Source organism: Enterobacter sp. SES19 (assembly GCF_011765665.1).
Taxonomy (GTDB): Bacteria; Pseudomonadota; Gammaproteobacteria; order Enterobacterales; family Enterobacteriaceae; genus Enterobacter; species Enterobacter pseudoroggenkampii.
This window is the reverse complement of record NZ_CP050320.1, coordinates 2,323,447-2,339,030: the sequence shown is the minus strand read 5'-3', so window position 1 is coordinate 2,339,030 and position 15,584 is coordinate 2,323,447. Positions and strand designations below refer to the sequence as shown.

17 protein-coding genes are annotated in these 15,584 nt (G+C 54.8%); 13 read left to right on the top strand and 4 right to left on the bottom strand.

Annotated elements, in window-relative coordinates; translation table 11 throughout:
- Positions 1 to 55: 55 nt before the first annotated feature.
- From GXP72_RS11085 to GXP72_RS11075, 3 genes are all read left to right on the top strand, one after another.
- Positions 56 to 940, top strand: a complete 885-nt coding sequence (locus GXP72_RS11085) for an SDR family oxidoreductase (RefSeq protein ID WP_048991107.1) — start codon at positions 56 to 58, stop codon at positions 938 to 940.
- Positions 941 to 1,121: 181 nt separating this feature from the next.
- Entirely contained in the window at positions 1,122 to 2,045 is a 924-nt protein-coding gene (locus GXP72_RS11080) for a LysR substrate-binding domain-containing protein (protein WP_024908406.1), read from the top strand.
- A gap of 256 nt (positions 2,046 to 2,301) precedes the next feature.
- Positions 2,302 to 4,683, top strand: coding sequence for a glucose/quinate/shikimate family membrane-bound PQQ-dependent dehydrogenase (locus GXP72_RS11075; RefSeq protein ID WP_208763885.1), 2,382 nt, complete (start codon positions 2,302 to 2,304; stop codon positions 4,681 to 4,683).
- Positions 4,684 to 4,774: 91 nt separating this feature from the next.
- On the opposite strand, the gene GXP72_RS11070 is transcribed toward GXP72_RS11075, so the two are convergent.
- The 3 genes from GXP72_RS11070 to GXP72_RS11060 all read right to left on the bottom strand — a co-directional run bounded on the left by GXP72_RS11070 (position 4,775) and on the right by GXP72_RS11060 (position 8,052).
- Entirely contained in the window at positions 4,775 to 6,466 is a 1,692-nt protein-coding gene (locus GXP72_RS11070) for a methyl-accepting chemotaxis protein (protein WP_208763884.1), read from the bottom strand.
- Positions 6,467 to 6,626: 160 nt separating this feature from the next.
- Positions 6,627 to 7,745, bottom strand: a complete 1,119-nt coding sequence (locus GXP72_RS11065) for an S-(hydroxymethyl)glutathione dehydrogenase/class III alcohol dehydrogenase (RefSeq protein WP_021242543.1) — start codon at positions 7,743 to 7,745, stop codon at positions 6,627 to 6,629.
- A 31-nt stretch (positions 7,746 to 7,776) separates the two neighbouring features.
- Positions 7,777 to 8,052, bottom strand: coding sequence for a metal/formaldehyde-sensitive transcriptional repressor (locus GXP72_RS11060; protein ID WP_021242544.1), 276 nt, complete (start codon positions 8,050 to 8,052; stop codon positions 7,777 to 7,779).
- Positions 8,053 to 8,282: 230 nt separating this feature from the next.
- On the opposite strand from GXP72_RS11060, the gene GXP72_RS11055 reads away from it, so the two are divergent.
- From GXP72_RS11055 to GXP72_RS11040, 4 genes are all read left to right on the top strand, one after another.
- Positions 8,283 to 8,651: an NlpC/P60 family protein gene (locus GXP72_RS11055; protein ID WP_157189152.1), complete on the top strand. Its 369-nt coding sequence runs from the start codon at positions 8,283 to 8,285 to the stop codon at positions 8,649 to 8,651.
- Entirely contained in the window at positions 8,651 to 9,154 is a 504-nt protein-coding gene (locus tag GXP72_RS11050; protein WP_208763883.1) for a YbjP/YqhG family protein, read from the top strand. The genes GXP72_RS11055 and GXP72_RS11050 overlap by 1 nt, the downstream gene beginning before the upstream one ends.
- Positions 9,155 to 9,217: 63 nt before the next feature.
- Complete coding sequence (locus GXP72_RS11045; protein ID WP_208763882.1) at positions 9,218 to 10,084, top strand: AraC family transcriptional regulator; 867 nt, start codon at positions 9,218 to 9,220, stop codon at positions 10,082 to 10,084.
- A gap of 309 nt (positions 10,085 to 10,393) precedes the next feature.
- Entirely contained in the window at positions 10,394 to 10,984 is a 591-nt protein-coding gene (locus GXP72_RS11040) for a LysE family translocator (RefSeq protein ID WP_208763881.1), read from the top strand.
- 5 nt (positions 10,985 to 10,989) lie between these two features.
- Here the strand turns inward: GXP72_RS11040 and GXP72_RS11035 are convergent, their stop codons facing one another.
- Entirely contained in the window at positions 10,990 to 11,883 is an 894-nt protein-coding gene (locus GXP72_RS11035; RefSeq protein ID WP_208763880.1) for a LysR family transcriptional regulator, read from the bottom strand.
- Between the two features lie 214 nt (positions 11,884 to 12,097).
- On the opposite strand from GXP72_RS11035, the gene GXP72_RS11030 reads away from it, so the two are divergent.
- The 6 genes from GXP72_RS11030 to GXP72_RS11005 all read left to right on the top strand — a co-directional run bounded on the left by GXP72_RS11030 (position 12,098) and on the right by GXP72_RS11005 (position 15,556).
- On the top strand, positions 12,098 to 12,904 hold the full coding sequence (locus tag GXP72_RS11030; RefSeq protein ID WP_208763879.1) for a MipA/OmpV family protein: 807 nt from the start codon (positions 12,098 to 12,100) through the stop codon (positions 12,902 to 12,904).
- 10 nt (positions 12,905 to 12,914) lie between these two features.
- The gene (locus tag GXP72_RS11025; RefSeq protein ID WP_090417034.1) at positions 12,915 to 14,030 is read left to right on the top strand and encodes a serine hydrolase domain-containing protein; all 1,116 of its coding nucleotides are present in this window, start codon (positions 12,915 to 12,917) and stop codon (positions 14,028 to 14,030) included.
- Positions 14,017 to 14,364, top strand: coding sequence for a hypothetical protein (locus tag GXP72_RS11020; RefSeq protein ID WP_090417036.1), 348 nt, complete (start codon positions 14,017 to 14,019; stop codon positions 14,362 to 14,364). Before GXP72_RS11025 ends, GXP72_RS11020 begins: the two co-directional genes overlap by 14 nt.
- Position 14,365: 1 nt before the next feature.
- Positions 14,366 to 14,923 carry a DUF2975 domain-containing protein gene (locus tag GXP72_RS11015; protein WP_032645327.1) on the top strand — a complete coding sequence of 186 codons (558 nt, stop codon included), beginning with the start codon at positions 14,366 to 14,368 and terminating at the stop codon, positions 14,921 to 14,923.
- Positions 14,924 to 14,925: 2 nt separating this feature from the next.
- Positions 14,926 to 15,141, top strand: a complete 216-nt coding sequence (locus GXP72_RS11010) for a helix-turn-helix transcriptional regulator (protein ID WP_024908393.1) — start codon at positions 14,926 to 14,928, stop codon at positions 15,139 to 15,141.
- A gap of 142 nt (positions 15,142 to 15,283) precedes the next feature.
- Positions 15,284 to 15,556 carry a CsbD family protein gene (locus GXP72_RS11005; protein WP_024908392.1) on the top strand — a complete coding sequence of 91 codons (273 nt, stop codon included), beginning with the start codon at positions 15,284 to 15,286 and terminating at the stop codon, positions 15,554 to 15,556.
- Positions 15,557 to 15,584: the final 28 nt, after the last annotated feature.

Genomic DNA, 15,584 nt, shown 5'->3' with positions numbered 1-15,584 from the left:
GCGTTAACGCTGCAGTTATCCATCAAATCTCACCCCTTGGCTTAAGGAGTCAGCTATGAGTGATACCAAACAACGTACGAACGCTTACCCGCAGCCCCCGTTCCCGGAACAGCCGCAAACGCCGCCGGGACTGGCATCCGAAATGCAGCCTGTACCCGACCACGGGGAAAAAAGCTATAAAGGACATGGCCGCCTTGCCGGCAAAAAAGCGCTGATTACCGGCGGAGACTCCGGTATTGGTCGCGCGGTGGCTATCGCCTATGCCCGTGAAGGCGCTGACGTTGCCATCAACTATCTGCCTGAAGAAGAAAAAGATGCCTCTGAGGTCATCGACCTGATCGAAGCGGAAGGTCGCAAGGCCGTCGCGCTGCCTGGGGATGTCCGGGACGAAACCTTCTGTCAGAATCTGGTCGAAGAAGCCGTGTCGAAACTGGGCGGGCTGGACATTCTGGTCAATAACGCGGGGCGTCAGCAGTTCCGTGAATCGCTTGAAGACCTGACCACCGAGGATTTTGACGCGACGTTTAAAACCAACGTCTATGCCCCTTTCTGGATCACCAAAGCGGCCCTGCGCCACCTGAAAGCCTCCTCCGTTATCATTAATACCTCCTCCGTTCAGGCGGTGAAGCCCAGCCCCGTTTTGCTGGACTACGCCCAGACGAAAGCCTGTCTGGCGGTATTTACCAAATCCTTAGCCAAACAGCTGGGTCCAAAAGGCATTCGCGTCAACGCGGTTGCCCCTGGGCCTTACTGGACGGTACTGCAGTCCAGCGGCGGGCAGCCGATGGAAAAAGTGAAGGAGTTTGGCGGAGATACACCGCTGGGGCGTCCAGGTCAGCCCGTCGAGATTGCCCCGCTGTACGTCACGCTGGCCTCGGATGAATGTTCATTTACGTCCGGCCAGGTGTGGTGTTCTGACGGCGGTGACGGCGTGATCTAACCGCTTAACCCTTCCCCCTCAGTAAAGAGCAATAAATGAACAAGGACGTTCACTCTTATTCCCCTGCCGAAAAACATGTTGTAACTCAAACAGATCAAATGTTAAAAATATTTTGCTATCAGGTTATCAAAATTAAACAACTTAACTTGTCACCCGCATCGCTCTGTTTTTAACATCGCCTATGGAAAAAAATGGTCTGTTCAGTCAGCGCATACGCTTGCGCCATTTGCATACATTTGTAGCCGTCGCTCAACAGGGAACGCTGGGGCGTGCGGCTGAAACTCTTAACCTGAGCCAGCCTGCGCTCTCGAAAACCCTCAACGAGCTGGAACAGCTGACCGGTGCCCGTCTTTTTGACCGCGGGCGGCTGGGCGCACAGCTTACCATCGTGGGCGAACAGTTCCTTACGCACGCCGTAAAAGTGCTGGATGCGCTCAATACCGCGGGCCAGTCCCTGCATCGAAAAGAAGCGCAATCCAGTGAGGTGGTACGCGTGGGCGCCTTGCCTACCGCAGCGCTGGGTATTCTTCCGCCGGTTATCGGCCAGTTCCACAAGCAGCAGCGGCATACCACAATTCAGGTTGCCACCATGAATAACACCATGCTGCTCGCGGGGCTGAAATCGGGCGAGCTGGATATCGGTATCGGTCGCATGTCCGACCCAGAACTGATGGGCGGTCTCAATTACGAACTGTTATTCCTGGAGTCCCTGAAGCTGGTGGTTCGTCCCAATCATCCCCTGCTGCAGGACACGGTGACGCTAAGCCGCGTTATGGAGTGGCCGGTAGTGGTATGCCCGAAAGGGACCGTCCCCCGCCAGACCGCCGAATCCTTGCTGCAGATGCAGGGATGTACGCTCCCTTCAGGGTGTATCGAAACGCTGTCGGCCTCGCTTTCACGCCAGCTCACCCTGGATTATGACTACGTCTGGTTCGTTCCCTCCGGCGCGGTAAAAGATGATTTACGCCAGGGAACTCTGATCGCCCTGCCGATTACCTCCCCAGGTGCCGGCGAACCCATCGGCATTTTGACCCGGGTGGATACCCCCCTTTCCACGGGCGCACAGACGCTGCTGAGCGCTATCCGTAAATCAATGCCGGTATAACACCTTTTTCACCCCTCACCCTAACCCTCTCCCCTTAGGGAGAGGGGACTAGCCCGTGCGTTAATCAATTAATGCGGAATAATTCATTAACAATTGCGTAAAACAATTTAACAGTTTTATCATAACGGTGAATTCACCAAATGGTTCGCAAATCATTTTATAAAACCGAATTCACTCGTATTAATCATTATTCCTCCCGCAATTATTACCCAACTGGTACATGCCCGACGCTGCGGGGGATAGAAAGGAGAAAGACATGGCATTTGGCAGCGCGCCGCGCGGGATACCTCGTATTCTGCAGTGGCTTCTTGCCGGACTGATGATGCTCATCGGTCTGGCCGTCGGCGGGTTGGGCTTAAAGCTCGCCACCGTAGGCGGAAGTGGATACTTCCTGATCATGGGCGTGGTGATGGTGATTGCCGCGATCCTGATTTTCCTCAACCGCACCAGCGGGATCGTGCTTTACAGCATCGCATTTATTGCCTCGCTGTTCTGGGCGGTAAGCGATGCGGGCTGGGATTTCTGGCCGCTGTTCTCTCGCCTGTTTACCTTTGCCGTTCTGGCCTTCCTCTGCGCCATCGTCTGGCCTTTCCTGCGTGCTGCGAACCGCAGCGCCGCGAACAAGGCGCCCGCTTTTGGCGTCGCGGCCGTGCTCGCGCTGGCCATGCTGATCAGCCTGGGCTGGATGTTTAAGCCGCAAACCCTCGTGGCAGCGAACGAGCCCGTGCCGGTGAAACCCGTCGCACCCGGCGAGCAGCAAAAGAACTGGGAGCACTGGGGCAACACAACCCACGGCGACCGTTTCGCCGCGCTGGACCAGATTAACAAGCAAAACGTCAGCTCGCTGAAGGTCGCGTGGGTTGCGCACACCGGCGATATTCCGCAGAGCAACGGCTCGGGCGCGGAGGATCAGAACACGCCTCTGCAGATTGGCGACACGCTGTATGTCTGTACCCCATACAGCAAAGTGCTGGCGCTGGACGTGGATTCCGGTAAAGAAAAATGGCGTTATGATTCCAAAGCCACCGCACCGAACTGGCAGCGCTGCCGCGGTCTGGGCTACTTTGAAGATCATGCAAACGTGACAGCGTCACAGACAGGGACATCACCAGCGACATGCCCTCGCCGCCTGTTCCTGCCCACCACCGATGCCCGTCTGATTGCCATCAATGCGGAAAACGGCAAGGTCTGCGAAGACTTTGGCGACCATGGCACCGTGGATCTGAGCGTCGGCATGGGCGAGATCAAGCCCGGGTATTATCAGCAGACCTCCACGCCGCTGGTTGCCGGGAACGTTGTTGTGGTCGGCGGTCGCGTCGCGGATAACTACTCTACCGGCGAACCGCCGGGAGTGGTGCGCGCCTACGACGTCCACACCGGTAAGCTGGCCTGGGCGTGGGATCCGGGTAATCCGAACCTGACCGGCCTGCCGCCGGAAGGCCAGACCTACACCCGTGGCACGCCGAACGTCTGGTCTGCGATGTCTTACGACGCCAAACTGAACCTGATCTACCTGCCAACCGGCAACGCCACCCCGGATTTCTGGGCGGGTGAGCGTACCGCGCTGGACGATAAGTACAGCTCCTCCATCGTCGCCGTCGACGCGGCCACCGGCCAGGTCCGCTGGCATTTCCAGACCACCCACCACGATCTCTGGGACTTCGACCTGCCTTCCCAGCCGCTGCTGTACGATCTGCCAGACGGTAAAGGCGGCACCACGCCTGTGCTGGTGCAGACCAGCAAGCAGGGCATGATCTTCATGCTTAACCGCGAAACCGGCAAGCCGGTGGCTAAGGTAGAGGAACGCCCCGTTCCGGCGGGTAACGTTGAGGGTGAACGCTACTCTCCGACCCAGCCGTATTCCGTTGGCATGCCGTTGATTGGCAACCAGACGCTGACCGAATCCGACATGTGGGGCGCGACGCCTGTTGACCTGCTGCTGTGCCGCATTCAGTTTAAAGAGATGCGTCATCAGGGCGTCTTCACCCCTCCGGGTCTCGACCGTTCCCTGCAGTTCCCTGGCTCACTCGGCGGGATGAACTGGGGCAGCGTTTCCGTTGACCCGAACAACAGCCTGATGTTCGTCAACGATATGCGCCTGGGCCTGGCAAACTATATGGTGCCGCGCGCGAACGTGGCGAAAAACGCCAGCGGCATCGAGATGGGGATTGTCCCAATGGACGGCACGCCGTTCGGCGCGATGCGTGAACGCTTCCTGTCACCGCTGGGCATTCCTTGCCAGAAGCCGCCGTTTGGCACCATGTCAGCCGTTGACCTGAAAACCGGCAAGCTGGTGTGGCAGGTCCCTGTCGGCACGGTGGAAGATACCGGCCCGCTGGGCATTCGCATGCGCATGCCGATCCCAATCGGTATGCCGACCCTGGGCGCGTCGCTCTCTACCCAGTCCGGTCTGCTGTTCTTTGCCGGTACCCAGGATTTCTACCTGCGCGCGTTTGATACCGCCACCGGGAAAGAGATCTGGAAAGACCGTCTGCCTGTCGGCAGCCAGTCCGGCCCGATGACCTACGTGTCGCCGAAAACCGGTAAGCAGTACATCATCATTAACGCCGGTGGCGCCCGCCAGTCGCCGGATCGCGGTGATTACGTTATCGCGTACGCGTTACCCGATAAGAAATAAGATGTGAAAAAGGGACCGAAAGGTCCCTTTTTTGTAGGTCAGATTTTGTAGGTCGGGTAAGGCGAAGCCGCCACCCGACACAACACGCCACTCAGAACGTCTCCCAGTTATCCCCGGAAACCGTCGCCGCCGGGCGCAGCGGTGCGTTCTTCGCCACTGGTGCAGCCGTCACCGCGCGGCCCGACTTTGCACCGTTCAACCTAAACGCACCGACCGCCTCGGTCAGACGCGCGCCCTGTTCTTCCAGAGACGCCGCCGCCGCGGAGGCTTCTTCCACCAGCGAGGCGTTCTGCTGGGTCACTTTATCCATCTCGGAAATCGCCTGGCTCACCTGGACGATACCGCGGCTCTGCTCATCGGACGCCGCGGCGATCTCCAGCATGATGTCGGTAACGCGTTTCACCGCGTCGACGATTTCATTCATGGTGTTACCGGCGGCAACAACCTCGCCGGAGCCCTGGTCGATCAGCGATACCGATTCGTTGATCAGGCTTTCGATCTCTTTTGCGGCGTTCGCACTGCGGCTTGCCAGGGTGCGCACTTCACTTGCCACCACGGCAAATCCGCGTCCCTGTTCACCCGCACGTGCCGCTTCTACCGCCGCGTTAAGCGCCAGGATATTGGTCTGGAAGGCAATGCTGTTAATCACGGCGGTAATCTCAGAGATCTTCTTCGAGCTGCTGGAGATATTGCCCATGGTTTTGACCACGCCGGAGACCATCTGGCCACCGCGGCTGGCTTTACCGGAGGCATCTTCCGCCAGCTTGCTGGCATGATGGGCGTTATCGGCGTTCTGTTTCACCGTCGCGGTCAGCTGTTCCATGCTCGCGGCGGTCTGCTCAATGGCCGCAGCCTGCTGCTCAGTGCGCGAAGAGAGATCGGTGTTACCGGCTGAAATCTCGCTGGTGCCGCGGTAGATCTCCTCCGCCCCCTGACGTACGGTGCCCACGGTGTTTTCAAGCGAGTGCTGCATGGTTTGCAGATCGCGCGTCAGGCGTCCAATTTCGCTGCGCCCCGCCACGTCGTCCGGCATCGTCAGGTCGCCCTTAGCGATATTCTCGATACGTTTCGCTGCACGCTGCAGTGGATTGATTACCGTGCGGCGCAGCACGACAAAGGTCATCGCCGTCAGCACCAGCGCCAGCGCAAACGCGCCTACCATAAACATCAGGCCCAGCTGCGTGCGGCTGTGCGCCTGCGCCGTCAGCGCATTGGCACGGTCGGTACGAATCTTAATCGCCTTCAGCAGTACGGCGTTGTAAGCGTCATCCAGCGGGCGCGCCGTTTCGTTTTCGTGGTTGATGATCGCTTCAAACATGCCGTTTTTGGCAAATTTCACCATCGGCTGCATGCCCGCGATATAGGCGTCGTACCGCGCCTTGAGATCCGCTTCCAGCGCTTCACCCTCAGCGGTGCGCACGGCACGATTCATATAGGCGGTAAAGCTCTCCTGGGACTGCTTAATGCGCGTTTCTGCCTCGCTGATGTTCTGCTTCATGGCATCCATCTCCGCGATACGGCTTGCCGCACCGGCGTGGATCAGGTTGATACGCGCGGTTCGCAGATGGTTTGAGCTGTTCGACAGCCCCATACGCACCTGAATTTCGGATGTGACATCCTGCTGATCGCGATCGGCCTGCAGCAGGAAATAACCCGCCAGACCCGAGCTCAAGGCAAACAGAAGAATAATGCCACCGAGAATGGAGGAAAACAGCGGAACCAGCCTGATGTGATGCAAGAAGCTCAGCTTGCGCTGCGCCAGCATCGAAGTAGTGTTGTCCATGACCGTCGACTCTCTTGTAGGTAAGATGCGTAAAAACACGCCTGTTAAATAGTCATCGGCACGGCACAGATTAAGATTACGGCTAAAAACGCCGCACTGGTCACACTTTAGAGAAGATTATTAAAGAAACGCCAGCGGCGAAAAACCGCTGGCAGAAGAGTTACTTGTCGCCAAAATGGATAACGGTACGGATGGATTTTCCTTCGTGCATCAGATCGAACGCCTCGTTGATCTGCTCCAGCGGTAAACGGTGGGTAATGAACGGATCGAGCTGAATCTTGCCGACCATGGCATCTTCAACCATACCCGGAAGCTGGGTACGCCCCTTCACGCCGCCAAACGCGGAACCGCGCCATACGCGCCCGGTGACCAGCTGGAATGGACGGGTTTTAATCTCCTGACCCGCTCCGGCCACGCCAATGATGATGCTCTCGCCCCAGCCTTTGTGGCAGCACTCCAGCGCGGAACGCATCACGTTCACGTTGCCGATACACTCGAAGCTGAAGTCCACGCCGCCGTCGGTCATCTCAACGATGACGTCCTGAATCGGTTTTTCGTGATCTTTCGGGTTCACGAAATCGGTCGCGCCCATTTCACCCGCCAGCCTGAATTTCTCCGGGTTGGTGTCGACCGCGATGATACGACCGGCCTTCGCCTGCACCGCGCCCTGAATCACCGCCAGACCAATGCCGCCGAGACCGAACACCGCCACGGTATCGCCCTCTTTGACCTTTGCCGTGTTATGCACCGCGCCAATACCGGTGGTCACGCCGCAGCCCAGCAGGCAGACTTTATCCAGCGGCGCCTGCGGGTTTACCTTCGCCAGCGAGATCTCCGCGCAAACGGTGTATTCGCTGAAGGTGCTGGTACCCATGTAGTGATAAACAGGCTCGCCGTTATAAGAGAAACGGGTAGTGCCGTCCGGCATCAGCCCTTTCCCCTGGGTGGCGCGAACCGCCTGGCAGAGGTTGGTTTTACCGGATTTACAGAACTTACACTCGCCGCATTCCGCCGTGTACAGCGGGATCACATGGTCCCCCGGCTTCAGGCTGGTCACGCCCTCACCCACTTCCACCACAATCCCGCCGCCTTCATGGCCGAGTACCGCCGGGAAGACGCCTTCAGGATCGTCCCCCGACAGCGTAAACGCATCGGTATGGCACACGCCGGTATGGGTGATTTTGATCAGCACTTCGCCTTTCTTCGGCGGTGCCACGTCAATTTCAACGATTTTAAGCGGCTGGCCGGGGCCAAATGCAACTGCAGCGCGAGATTTCATCATGTCTTCCCTTCTTGTCAGGTATGTGGATTTATTTTAGATAAGAGCGCAGTAAATGGCCGACTTCCGCCATGCGAACGGCACGCTGATCCGGCGTGGTTTCCCCCGCTACCAGCTCGTCTTTGAGGTGAATTTCAACCATTTCGCCCATCAGGCCATTGGCAGCCCCGCGCACGGCAGCGATTTGCTGCAGGATGGCCAGACAGGGGTCACCCGACTCCAGCGCGCGTTCAAGGGCATCAACCTGGCCCCGAATGCGACGGACGCGGGTAAGAATACGTTTTTTATCTTCGGGTGAATGCGGCATACGCCCTCCTGATACTATAGGGGGGTATGGTATTTAACTTTCCTGATGATGTAAACCTTCTGTTTTCGTTGCAACAGCAGCGTATCTACTGCATATCATCAACCAGGCAAATGAAACATCAAAAAGATATAAGACACTGAAATATATAATTTTTTAATGACATTATTTGCCTAACCGGATTGTAGCTTCCGTTGTTTAGTGACGATTTCATATACAACAGGAGTTAACACATGGCATGGAACAAACACGCAGCAGCCCTGCACGCACGCCAGAATGCGGGAACTTCATCGCAAAGACGCTGTGGAGAATTTACGCGTAAGGCAATACGTGCAGGTGGCGTGGATATTGGCAATGCACCTAACGCAAAGGACTATGGCAGTAACCTTGAACGAGCAGGTTTTCGAGTTTTAGGGCAAGGTGAAACATTACAGGAAGGCGATGTGGTAGTTACTCAGCCCTATGATGGCGGTAATCCTGCGGGTCACATGGCAATTTATGACGGCACTACCTGGTACTCTGACTTCAGACAAAGAGATATGTGGGGTGGCCCCGGATATCGCTCCGCACGCCCCGCTTACAAAATTTACAGGAAAAGCTGATGCGTTACGTTCTCTTGATATGCCTGTTACTGACAGGATGTTCAACACAAATGGATGCGCCGGAAAAACGTACTCATGACTTTTACAAGTTTTACCTCACTGCTTTCGTTACAGACAGCAAAGAAGATAATCTCGATTCACCAAAAATGCGTGACTATATTGCGCAAGACACACTCTCCCGACTGCAGAAAATTTCCTCTCTCTATGAACAAGAAATTATCGGTTCCGACTATTTTACCTATACGCAGGACTATGCGGCTGAGTGGATCCCTGACCTAAGCGTAAGCAATGCGATTAACTCTGCGTCCGGGAAAGTTGTTAACGTTCAGTTGGGTGTGGGTAATGAGCGGAAACTGCAGCTAAAAGTGTATCTGCGCATAGAAGACGGTAAATGGAAAATTTATCGCGTCACCGATGCAAGCCATCATTTCGAACAGTATATTTTTGACGACAGGGCGATTGCTGCCGCACAACGGTATGCGGCCAGTATAACTTCTCCATAATTAGCAAGATCGGTCAGGATTCTGGCCGTTCGGTGAGGCAAAGTGGGTCATCAGGAGGATGCAATGAACGATGCAATCAAAACGGCTTACCGCGAGCGCTTCACGATGGTGTGCGACTATATCGCCCGCCATCTCGATGAACCGCTCACGCTGGAGAAGCTCAGCGCGTTAGCCTGCTGTTCGCCTTATCATTTTCACCGGCAGTTTCTGGCATTTAGCGGTCAGCCTCTGTATCGCTATATCCAGTGGCTACGCCTGCGTCATGCTTCCTGGCGACTGGCGTTTAATCCTCAGGATAAGGTGATTGATATTGCGCTCGATGCCGGGTTCCAGAGCCCTGAATCGTTCAGTCGCGCCTTCAGAAATGCGTTTGGAAAAAGCCCGCGTCAGTTTCGGCAACAGCCGGACTGGCTGAACTGGCACCAGCGCGTACCGAAAATGACCTTTCAGGAGCAAAAAACGATGGAAGTTAAGATTGTCGATTTCCCACAGACCCGAGTGGCAATGCTGCAGCACCGTGGCAGCCCGGATAGGGTTAATGACAGCGCGGCGACATTTATCGCCTGGCGTAAAACCACGGGCTTATCGCCAGTGCACGAAAGCAGCACGTTTGGCATTGCCTGGGATGACCCGGCAACCACGCCAGCAGACGCCTTTCGCTTCGATATCTGCGGCAGTATCGCTGAAGCGATACCAGAAAATGAATTTGGGGTTTCCAATGGTGAAATCGACGGCGGACGTTACGCCGTGGGGCGTCACACGGGTTCTCTGGATACCATTTCCGCCACGGTGTGGGCGATGTTTCGCGACTGGCTGCCGGCCAGCGGCGAAACGCTGCGCGATGCCCCGGTATTTTTCCACTACCTCAACTTTATTCACGAGATGCCTGAACATGCGCTGCAAACGGATATCTACCTGCCGTTAAATTGACTATCCCTTGTTTACCACCTTATTTCCGTTTTCTCACAAGCGCTGTTATATGCCTGACACAGGAACCGCACGCATTATATAAATTATATTAGGATCTGTTACTTATGGGCCACCCGCGCCTGCCGATTGCTTGCGGCAGGCGCTACCCCGCCGCTGCGCGATCTGTGCAAAAAATCAAACACACCTTTAGATAAATGCCACTTACTCTGACGTATGTTCACAGCTAGTATTCAGAATACATGACGAATAAAGTCGCGACTTAATCGTCGCAGCACCTCTAATACAGATAAGCCAACACGCGGAGATAAAATGCTGTTCATTTTCACAATGTTTATATTTTCACTGACGCTTTCATTTTCTCCTGGCCCCGTTAATATGGTAATTATATCGTCTGGGGCCGCTCACGGTTTTAGAAAGACCTTCTCATTTGTCTCCGGTGCAACGATAGGGTTTACGTTATTACTTATCTTTATTTGTTTCGGTTTTTACGCTGCAATCGAAAAATATCCTGTGTTTTTTCGGTATCTTAATATTGTCGGCTCTTTATTTATTATGTATTTGGGCTATAAGATAGCGTCTTCCCGGCCCGATATGTCATTAACAAAAACGGATGCACCCGGTTTTGTTCAGGGTTTTGTTATGCAATGGATTAACCCCAAAGCATGGACCGCGTGCGCCTCAGGGGCAGCGATGTTTTCCGAACCCTCAAACCCTGCGGCAGCATTCATCTTTATAGCGGTCTATTTTTTAGTCTGTTATGTGTCGCTTTCTGCCTGGGCAATGATGGGAGAAAAAGTGTCGGTGCTGCTCAGGAGTACGCAGCAGATCCGTACGTTTAACGTGTTGATGGGCGGACTGTTGCTTATTACGGCGTGTTACATGCTCTCTTTAGCATTTTAAACTCGTTATAACGTATGGGACTCAATCGCGTTATAAATATCATTAATCAATTTGTAGGCAATACTGCTGGTCGACATATTAGAAGGCCATACGGCATAGACTTTCAGCGGTTCTAATGACCAGTCAGGGAGTATTTCCTGCATGTCTCCACGCTTAACGTCCTCTTCGCTTAAATAACGGGGAGGTGCTGCGAGACCAATTTGTTGCCTGGCAAGCGCATAAGCGGCTTCGACATTATCTACATACACGCCAGGCGTATACGTTACGACCGCCACTTCCCCATTTTTATGGCGAAATTCCCGGCTATTCTGCCGCATATTGAGTCCAATCCATGGCAGTTGCGCCAGGTCATCAGGATGCGTAATCGTCGGGTAATGGCTGAGCAAATCACGGGAAGCAACGACCTGGCGCGGCAGCACAAAAAGATGGCGTGCTTTCAGTGAACTGTCCGGAAGTTCGCCGATTCGAAATGCAACATCAATACCGTCAGCAATAATATCTCTGCGCGTATCACTGTAAGAGATATTCAGTAAAATGCCCGGATGACGTTTTATAAAATCGGCCAGATGCCGGGTAAATGCACTCTTCAAAAAAACGGCAGGAAGTGAAACAGTAAGCTTATTCGCCGTTGATATCGAACGCTGCTTGAATTCAATGACCCCCTGCTCATACAGCGCCAGCATCGATTTAGCTGTTTCCAGCAAATTTGCGCCATCGTGAGTCAGAGAAAGTTTGCGGGTGTTTCTGTAGAGCAGCGCGCAGCCAAGATTTTTTTCCAGCTTTGATAAATGCGTGCTTGCCGTTGCGGTTGTAAGCCCTAACGCTTCTGCCCCACCTGAAATGGATCCAGCTTCAGCAATCTTTGCAAACACTATCAGATAACGGATGTCATCAATCATTTATCGTCCTGTTGCGACGGCGTTCCTGCGAACTCCTCATTCAATCATAGAGTTACGATATCGTACTTTCCTCCACGGCCGCATCTCTTTTTGTAGTGAGAGCTTTAGCGCCCTACCAATTTTAGTGTAAAACAATAAATGTTTATTGTTAAACGATAAACTCCAGGCTAGCCTGCACGCACTTCAACTTACTTTTTGCCTGGAGAGGCATCGAATGAAAAGAAGTCTGCTGTATGGCGTTTTGCTCGCGGGGATCGTGCTTTGCGCCCCCTTACACGGTGCGGAGCTGTCCGGTTACGCGGGTCTGGGCGTCGCGGTCAGTCCCGTTTATTCGGGATCGCGGCATTACGCACCCGGACCGCTACTGAAGGGCGGCCTGAGTCTGAAGAGTAAAGACTGGGGGCAATGGGATCTCTCAACGCAGGGGCTGGCATGGACATATCACCCCGACGCCCCGTTTGCCGTGAGCCTGCTGCTGGCCTCTGATGAGGGGCGAAAAGAGACGGTTAACTATCCCTTCTCCGCTCGAAAAAACCGTGATCTCCAGGGAATGGGTGATATGGCCGACATGCTGATGGCGGGCACGGAAATGCGTTATCAACGCGAGGACTGGATGATATGGCTGCGCGCGTTAAGTGCAACGCAAAAACACCGGTACGGTGGCGAGACGCAGCAGCTGGCGAGGACCGTGAACAGCGGCGTAAAGTCCACCCTCTGGCGCGGGCAGGACGTCGAATTTTCGGTCGCAGGTGACATCACCTGGGCGAACAGCGGCTATCAGCAGCGCCATTATGGCGTCACCGCGAACCAGTCTCAGCGCACCGGGTTTGAGGCGTATTCCCCATCTTCGGGTTTACAGGAAGCTGGAGTCGATAGCGAACTGGTCTGGCACATCAGTGAAAATCTGGCGGCTGGGGTGACCGGTCGCGCAGCCTGCCTGCTTGATGAAGCGGGTAAAAGCCCGCTGGTTAACAGCCGCATGCAGTACACCCTGTCATCAATGATCCAGTACGAGTTCTGAGGCGCAGACCATGAATAAACAGTATGTATACAGCCGCAGGCGAGTGTTAGCCGCAGGGGTGGTTTTTGTGTCGCTGATTGCCGCAGGCATCTACCTGCAGCCGGGCGTCAGCACGCCGTCCCCGCGCCAGACGGGTGATGCAACCATCGTCTCGTTCCTGACGCCACTCCTCAGCGGGGCGCGTGGCAGCGTTGCCGTCGCACTTATCACGCCAAAAGGCGTGCAGTACGCCCTGTGGGACAGCGATTTTACAAAACAGTATGAAATCGCCAGCCTGACCAAAACCATGACCAGCAGCCTGTTGATTGAGGCGCAGCGACGCGGCGAGGCGACTCCGCAAACCCGCGTCGGTGAACTTATTCCGGAGATCGCAGGCCCGGCGAGCGATATTACCCTGGCGCAGCTGGCTTCGCATCGCTCCGGCCTGCCGCCGCTGGCGACGTCGTTACCCGAGAAAGTTCAGGTTATTAAGTCCATCATCCTGCGAGACAATTTCTGGGACTTCGATGAGGAGACATTAATAGACATGGTGAATAAAGCCAGCGTCGAACGCCCGACCGGATTTGACTATTCCAACACCGGCTATGCGCTGCTGGGACTGGCGCTGGCGCGTGCATCGCATCAATCTTTTGCTGACCTCCTGCAAACGCGCGTATTCGCTCAGGCGCACATGACAGGTTCTGTCGTCGCCAGTGATACAACGCCCGCCTCTTCCACGTTCAGCCGGGGTCGATCCGCTTCCGGCCTGAGCGAAGCGCCGTGGAAAATGCATGCATTTACCCCCGCCGGAGGCGTGCGTTCAACCATTGTCGACATGGCCCATTACGCTCAGTCGCTGCTGGCAGGACCGCTCGCATGGCGCGACGCAATGACGCCGCAGTTTGCAACTGACGATCCCGATTCACGCGTGGGCTATGGCTGGTTCACCACACGCATTCAGGGGCGCGATATCACCTGGCATGATGGTGAATCGTCGGGGTTCGCTTCCGCTATCGCCTTCGACCGACAGCGTAAAAGCGCCGTGGTGATCCTCTCCGACACCGCGTGGCCGGTGGTTGTCCCGGCCATGCGGCTGCTATTAACCCCGCCATCTCATACAGCAGAGGCGCATCATGAACTGGATTGATATTCTCTGGGCGATACTGACCTTCGTCTCGGCCCTGCTGTTTGGGTGCGGAACGTGGGCCGCGCAGTATAAACTTCGGCTGATGAACACAATGCTGACCGTTGGGCTCATTCTTTATTGCATGGAAATGATGCAGACCATCACCCATCTGAGCAGTTCAGGCTACCTGTTCAGAATGCTCACCTGGGTGATTCAGGCGTCTTATCTCGCCTTTTGCGTCTATCATGTGTGGCCAAAACCCTGGATGAAACGCGCCGCTAACTGGCTGAACGGCGGTAAGATTGCCATCGCGCTAATGCTTATGTCATGCTTGTGCGTGCTGGTCTTAAAATAATATGAAACACTCAGGAAGGTTCGATGTGAATGGTGCGAGGGGTAAACTCAGTCTGGTGTTCATCGCAGGGGTGCTGCCGCTATTTCTCATCCTGGCATTAATCACCCCTTTGTGGATTTATTTCACCGGCGAGTCGTTTTTTATTTCCACTCTGCTAAAGCTCGCCGAGGTTCAGAAAGACGATCTGGCTGTTGCAACGGTTTCGTCGCTGCGCCAGATACTCCTGCTGGCGATCCTTTATCTTCCGGCGGGGCTGTTTGCCTTTGCTGTCTGGCAGGGAATGAGCGTCACGCGTCAGGTTCGTCAAAAACAGATCCTCTCTCGGGCTCTGGCAAACAGCGTTCGCAAGATTGCCATCGCGATGTTAAGCCTTGGGATCGCACTGCCGGTCTGTCGCTTTTTGATCCCGCTGACGATCGCGTGGCCGGGACATTACTACCAGGTCACCCTTTTGCTTGGGGATTTTGTTCTGCTATTAACAGGCGGTTTGCTGCTGGTAACCTTTCACTCCCTGGTCGAAGGGATCAAAGCGGAAGAAGAAAATAAGGAGTTCATCTAATTATGGCTGTCGTGGTTCATCTGGACAAAATGCTGGTAGAGAAGAAAATGACGTCCAGAGCACTGGCAGCCTTTGTGGGGATCACTGAGCAAAACCTGTCGCTGCTCAAGTCCGGCAAGGTGAAAGGGATACGTTTTGATACGCTGGCGAAAATATGCGAGGCACTGCAGTGTCAACCGGGCGATATCCTCTCCTGGGAGCCGGACAGCCCGGAATGACGCGCCAACCCCCACTCTCTGTGGGAGTCCCCCGCACAGAGATATATCCGAAAACCACCCTGTTGGGTGCTGAAATTAACCTTTCGTCTCTCACATCCGCAAAGAACGGCTATCCTTTAATTATCAACAAAAGGAGGCAAAAATGTCTGATATCGGTACTGATAAAAACACCCAGTTTGCTGAAGACAAAGCAAAAAATAAACTTGATGAACTTGCAGGTTCGGCCCAGCAGCAGTTTGGTGAGTTCGTTGATTCACCAAAGCATCAGGTAAAAGGTGCGGCAAAAAAATATGCCGCGCAGGCCAGCGATGCTGTTTCCGATGTTACTGAAGCGGTCAGAAATAATCCCCTCACCGGCCTCGTCGCAGCGGGTGCGGTCGGTATTGTTCTCGGCCTGTTGCTGGGTCGAAAATAATAAAAGGCCCTTCGGGGCTTTATTTTTT

What these genes read in the sequence shown, in the direction of transcription:
- GXP72_RS11035 (WP_208763880.1), bottom strand. Translation starts at nt 11,883, where the DNA reads ATGATTGATGACATCCGTTATCTGATAGTGTTTGCAAAGATTGCTGAA.
- GXP72_RS11070 (WP_208763884.1), bottom strand. Translation starts at nt 6,466, where the DNA reads ATGGACAACACTACTTCGATGCTGGCGCAGCGCAAGCTGAGCTTCTTG.
- GXP72_RS11055 (WP_157189152.1), top strand. Translation starts at nt 8,283, where the DNA reads ATGGCATGGAACAAACACGCAGCAGCCCTGCACGCACGCCAGAATGCG.
- GXP72_RS11030 (WP_208763879.1), top strand. Translation starts at nt 12,098, where the DNA reads ATGAAAAGAAGTCTGCTGTATGGCGTTTTGCTCGCGGGGATCGTGCTT.
- GXP72_RS11080 (WP_024908406.1), top strand. Translation starts at nt 1,122, where the DNA reads ATGGAAAAAAATGGTCTGTTCAGTCAGCGCATACGCTTGCGCCATTTG.
- GXP72_RS11005 (WP_024908392.1), top strand. Translation starts at nt 15,284, where the DNA reads ATGTCTGATATCGGTACTGATAAAAACACCCAGTTTGCTGAAGACAAA.
- GXP72_RS11045 (WP_208763882.1), top strand. Translation starts at nt 9,218, where the DNA reads ATGAACGATGCAATCAAAACGGCTTACCGCGAGCGCTTCACGATGGTG.
- GXP72_RS11040 (WP_208763881.1), top strand. Translation starts at nt 10,394, where the DNA reads ATGCTGTTCATTTTCACAATGTTTATATTTTCACTGACGCTTTCATTT.
- GXP72_RS11050 (WP_208763883.1), top strand. Translation starts at nt 8,651, where the DNA reads ATGCGTTACGTTCTCTTGATATGCCTGTTACTGACAGGATGTTCAACA.
- GXP72_RS11010 (WP_024908393.1), top strand. Translation starts at nt 14,926, where the DNA reads ATGGCTGTCGTGGTTCATCTGGACAAAATGCTGGTAGAGAAGAAAATG.
- GXP72_RS11075 (WP_208763885.1), top strand. Translation starts at nt 2,302, where the DNA reads ATGGCATTTGGCAGCGCGCCGCGCGGGATACCTCGTATTCTGCAGTGG.
- GXP72_RS11085 (WP_048991107.1), top strand. Translation starts at nt 56, where the DNA reads ATGAGTGATACCAAACAACGTACGAACGCTTACCCGCAGCCCCCGTTC.
- GXP72_RS11020 (WP_090417036.1), top strand. Translation starts at nt 14,017, where the DNA reads ATGAACTGGATTGATATTCTCTGGGCGATACTGACCTTCGTCTCGGCC.
- GXP72_RS11025 (WP_090417034.1), top strand. Translation starts at nt 12,915, where the DNA reads ATGAATAAACAGTATGTATACAGCCGCAGGCGAGTGTTAGCCGCAGGG.
- GXP72_RS11065 (WP_021242543.1), bottom strand. Translation starts at nt 7,745, where the DNA reads ATGAAATCTCGCGCTGCAGTTGCATTTGGCCCCGGCCAGCCGCTTAAA.
- GXP72_RS11015 (WP_032645327.1), top strand. Translation starts at nt 14,366, where the DNA reads ATGAAACACTCAGGAAGGTTCGATGTGAATGGTGCGAGGGGTAAACTC.
- GXP72_RS11060 (WP_021242544.1), bottom strand. Translation starts at nt 8,052, where the DNA reads ATGCCGCATTCACCCGAAGATAAAAAACGTATTCTTACCCGCGTCCGT.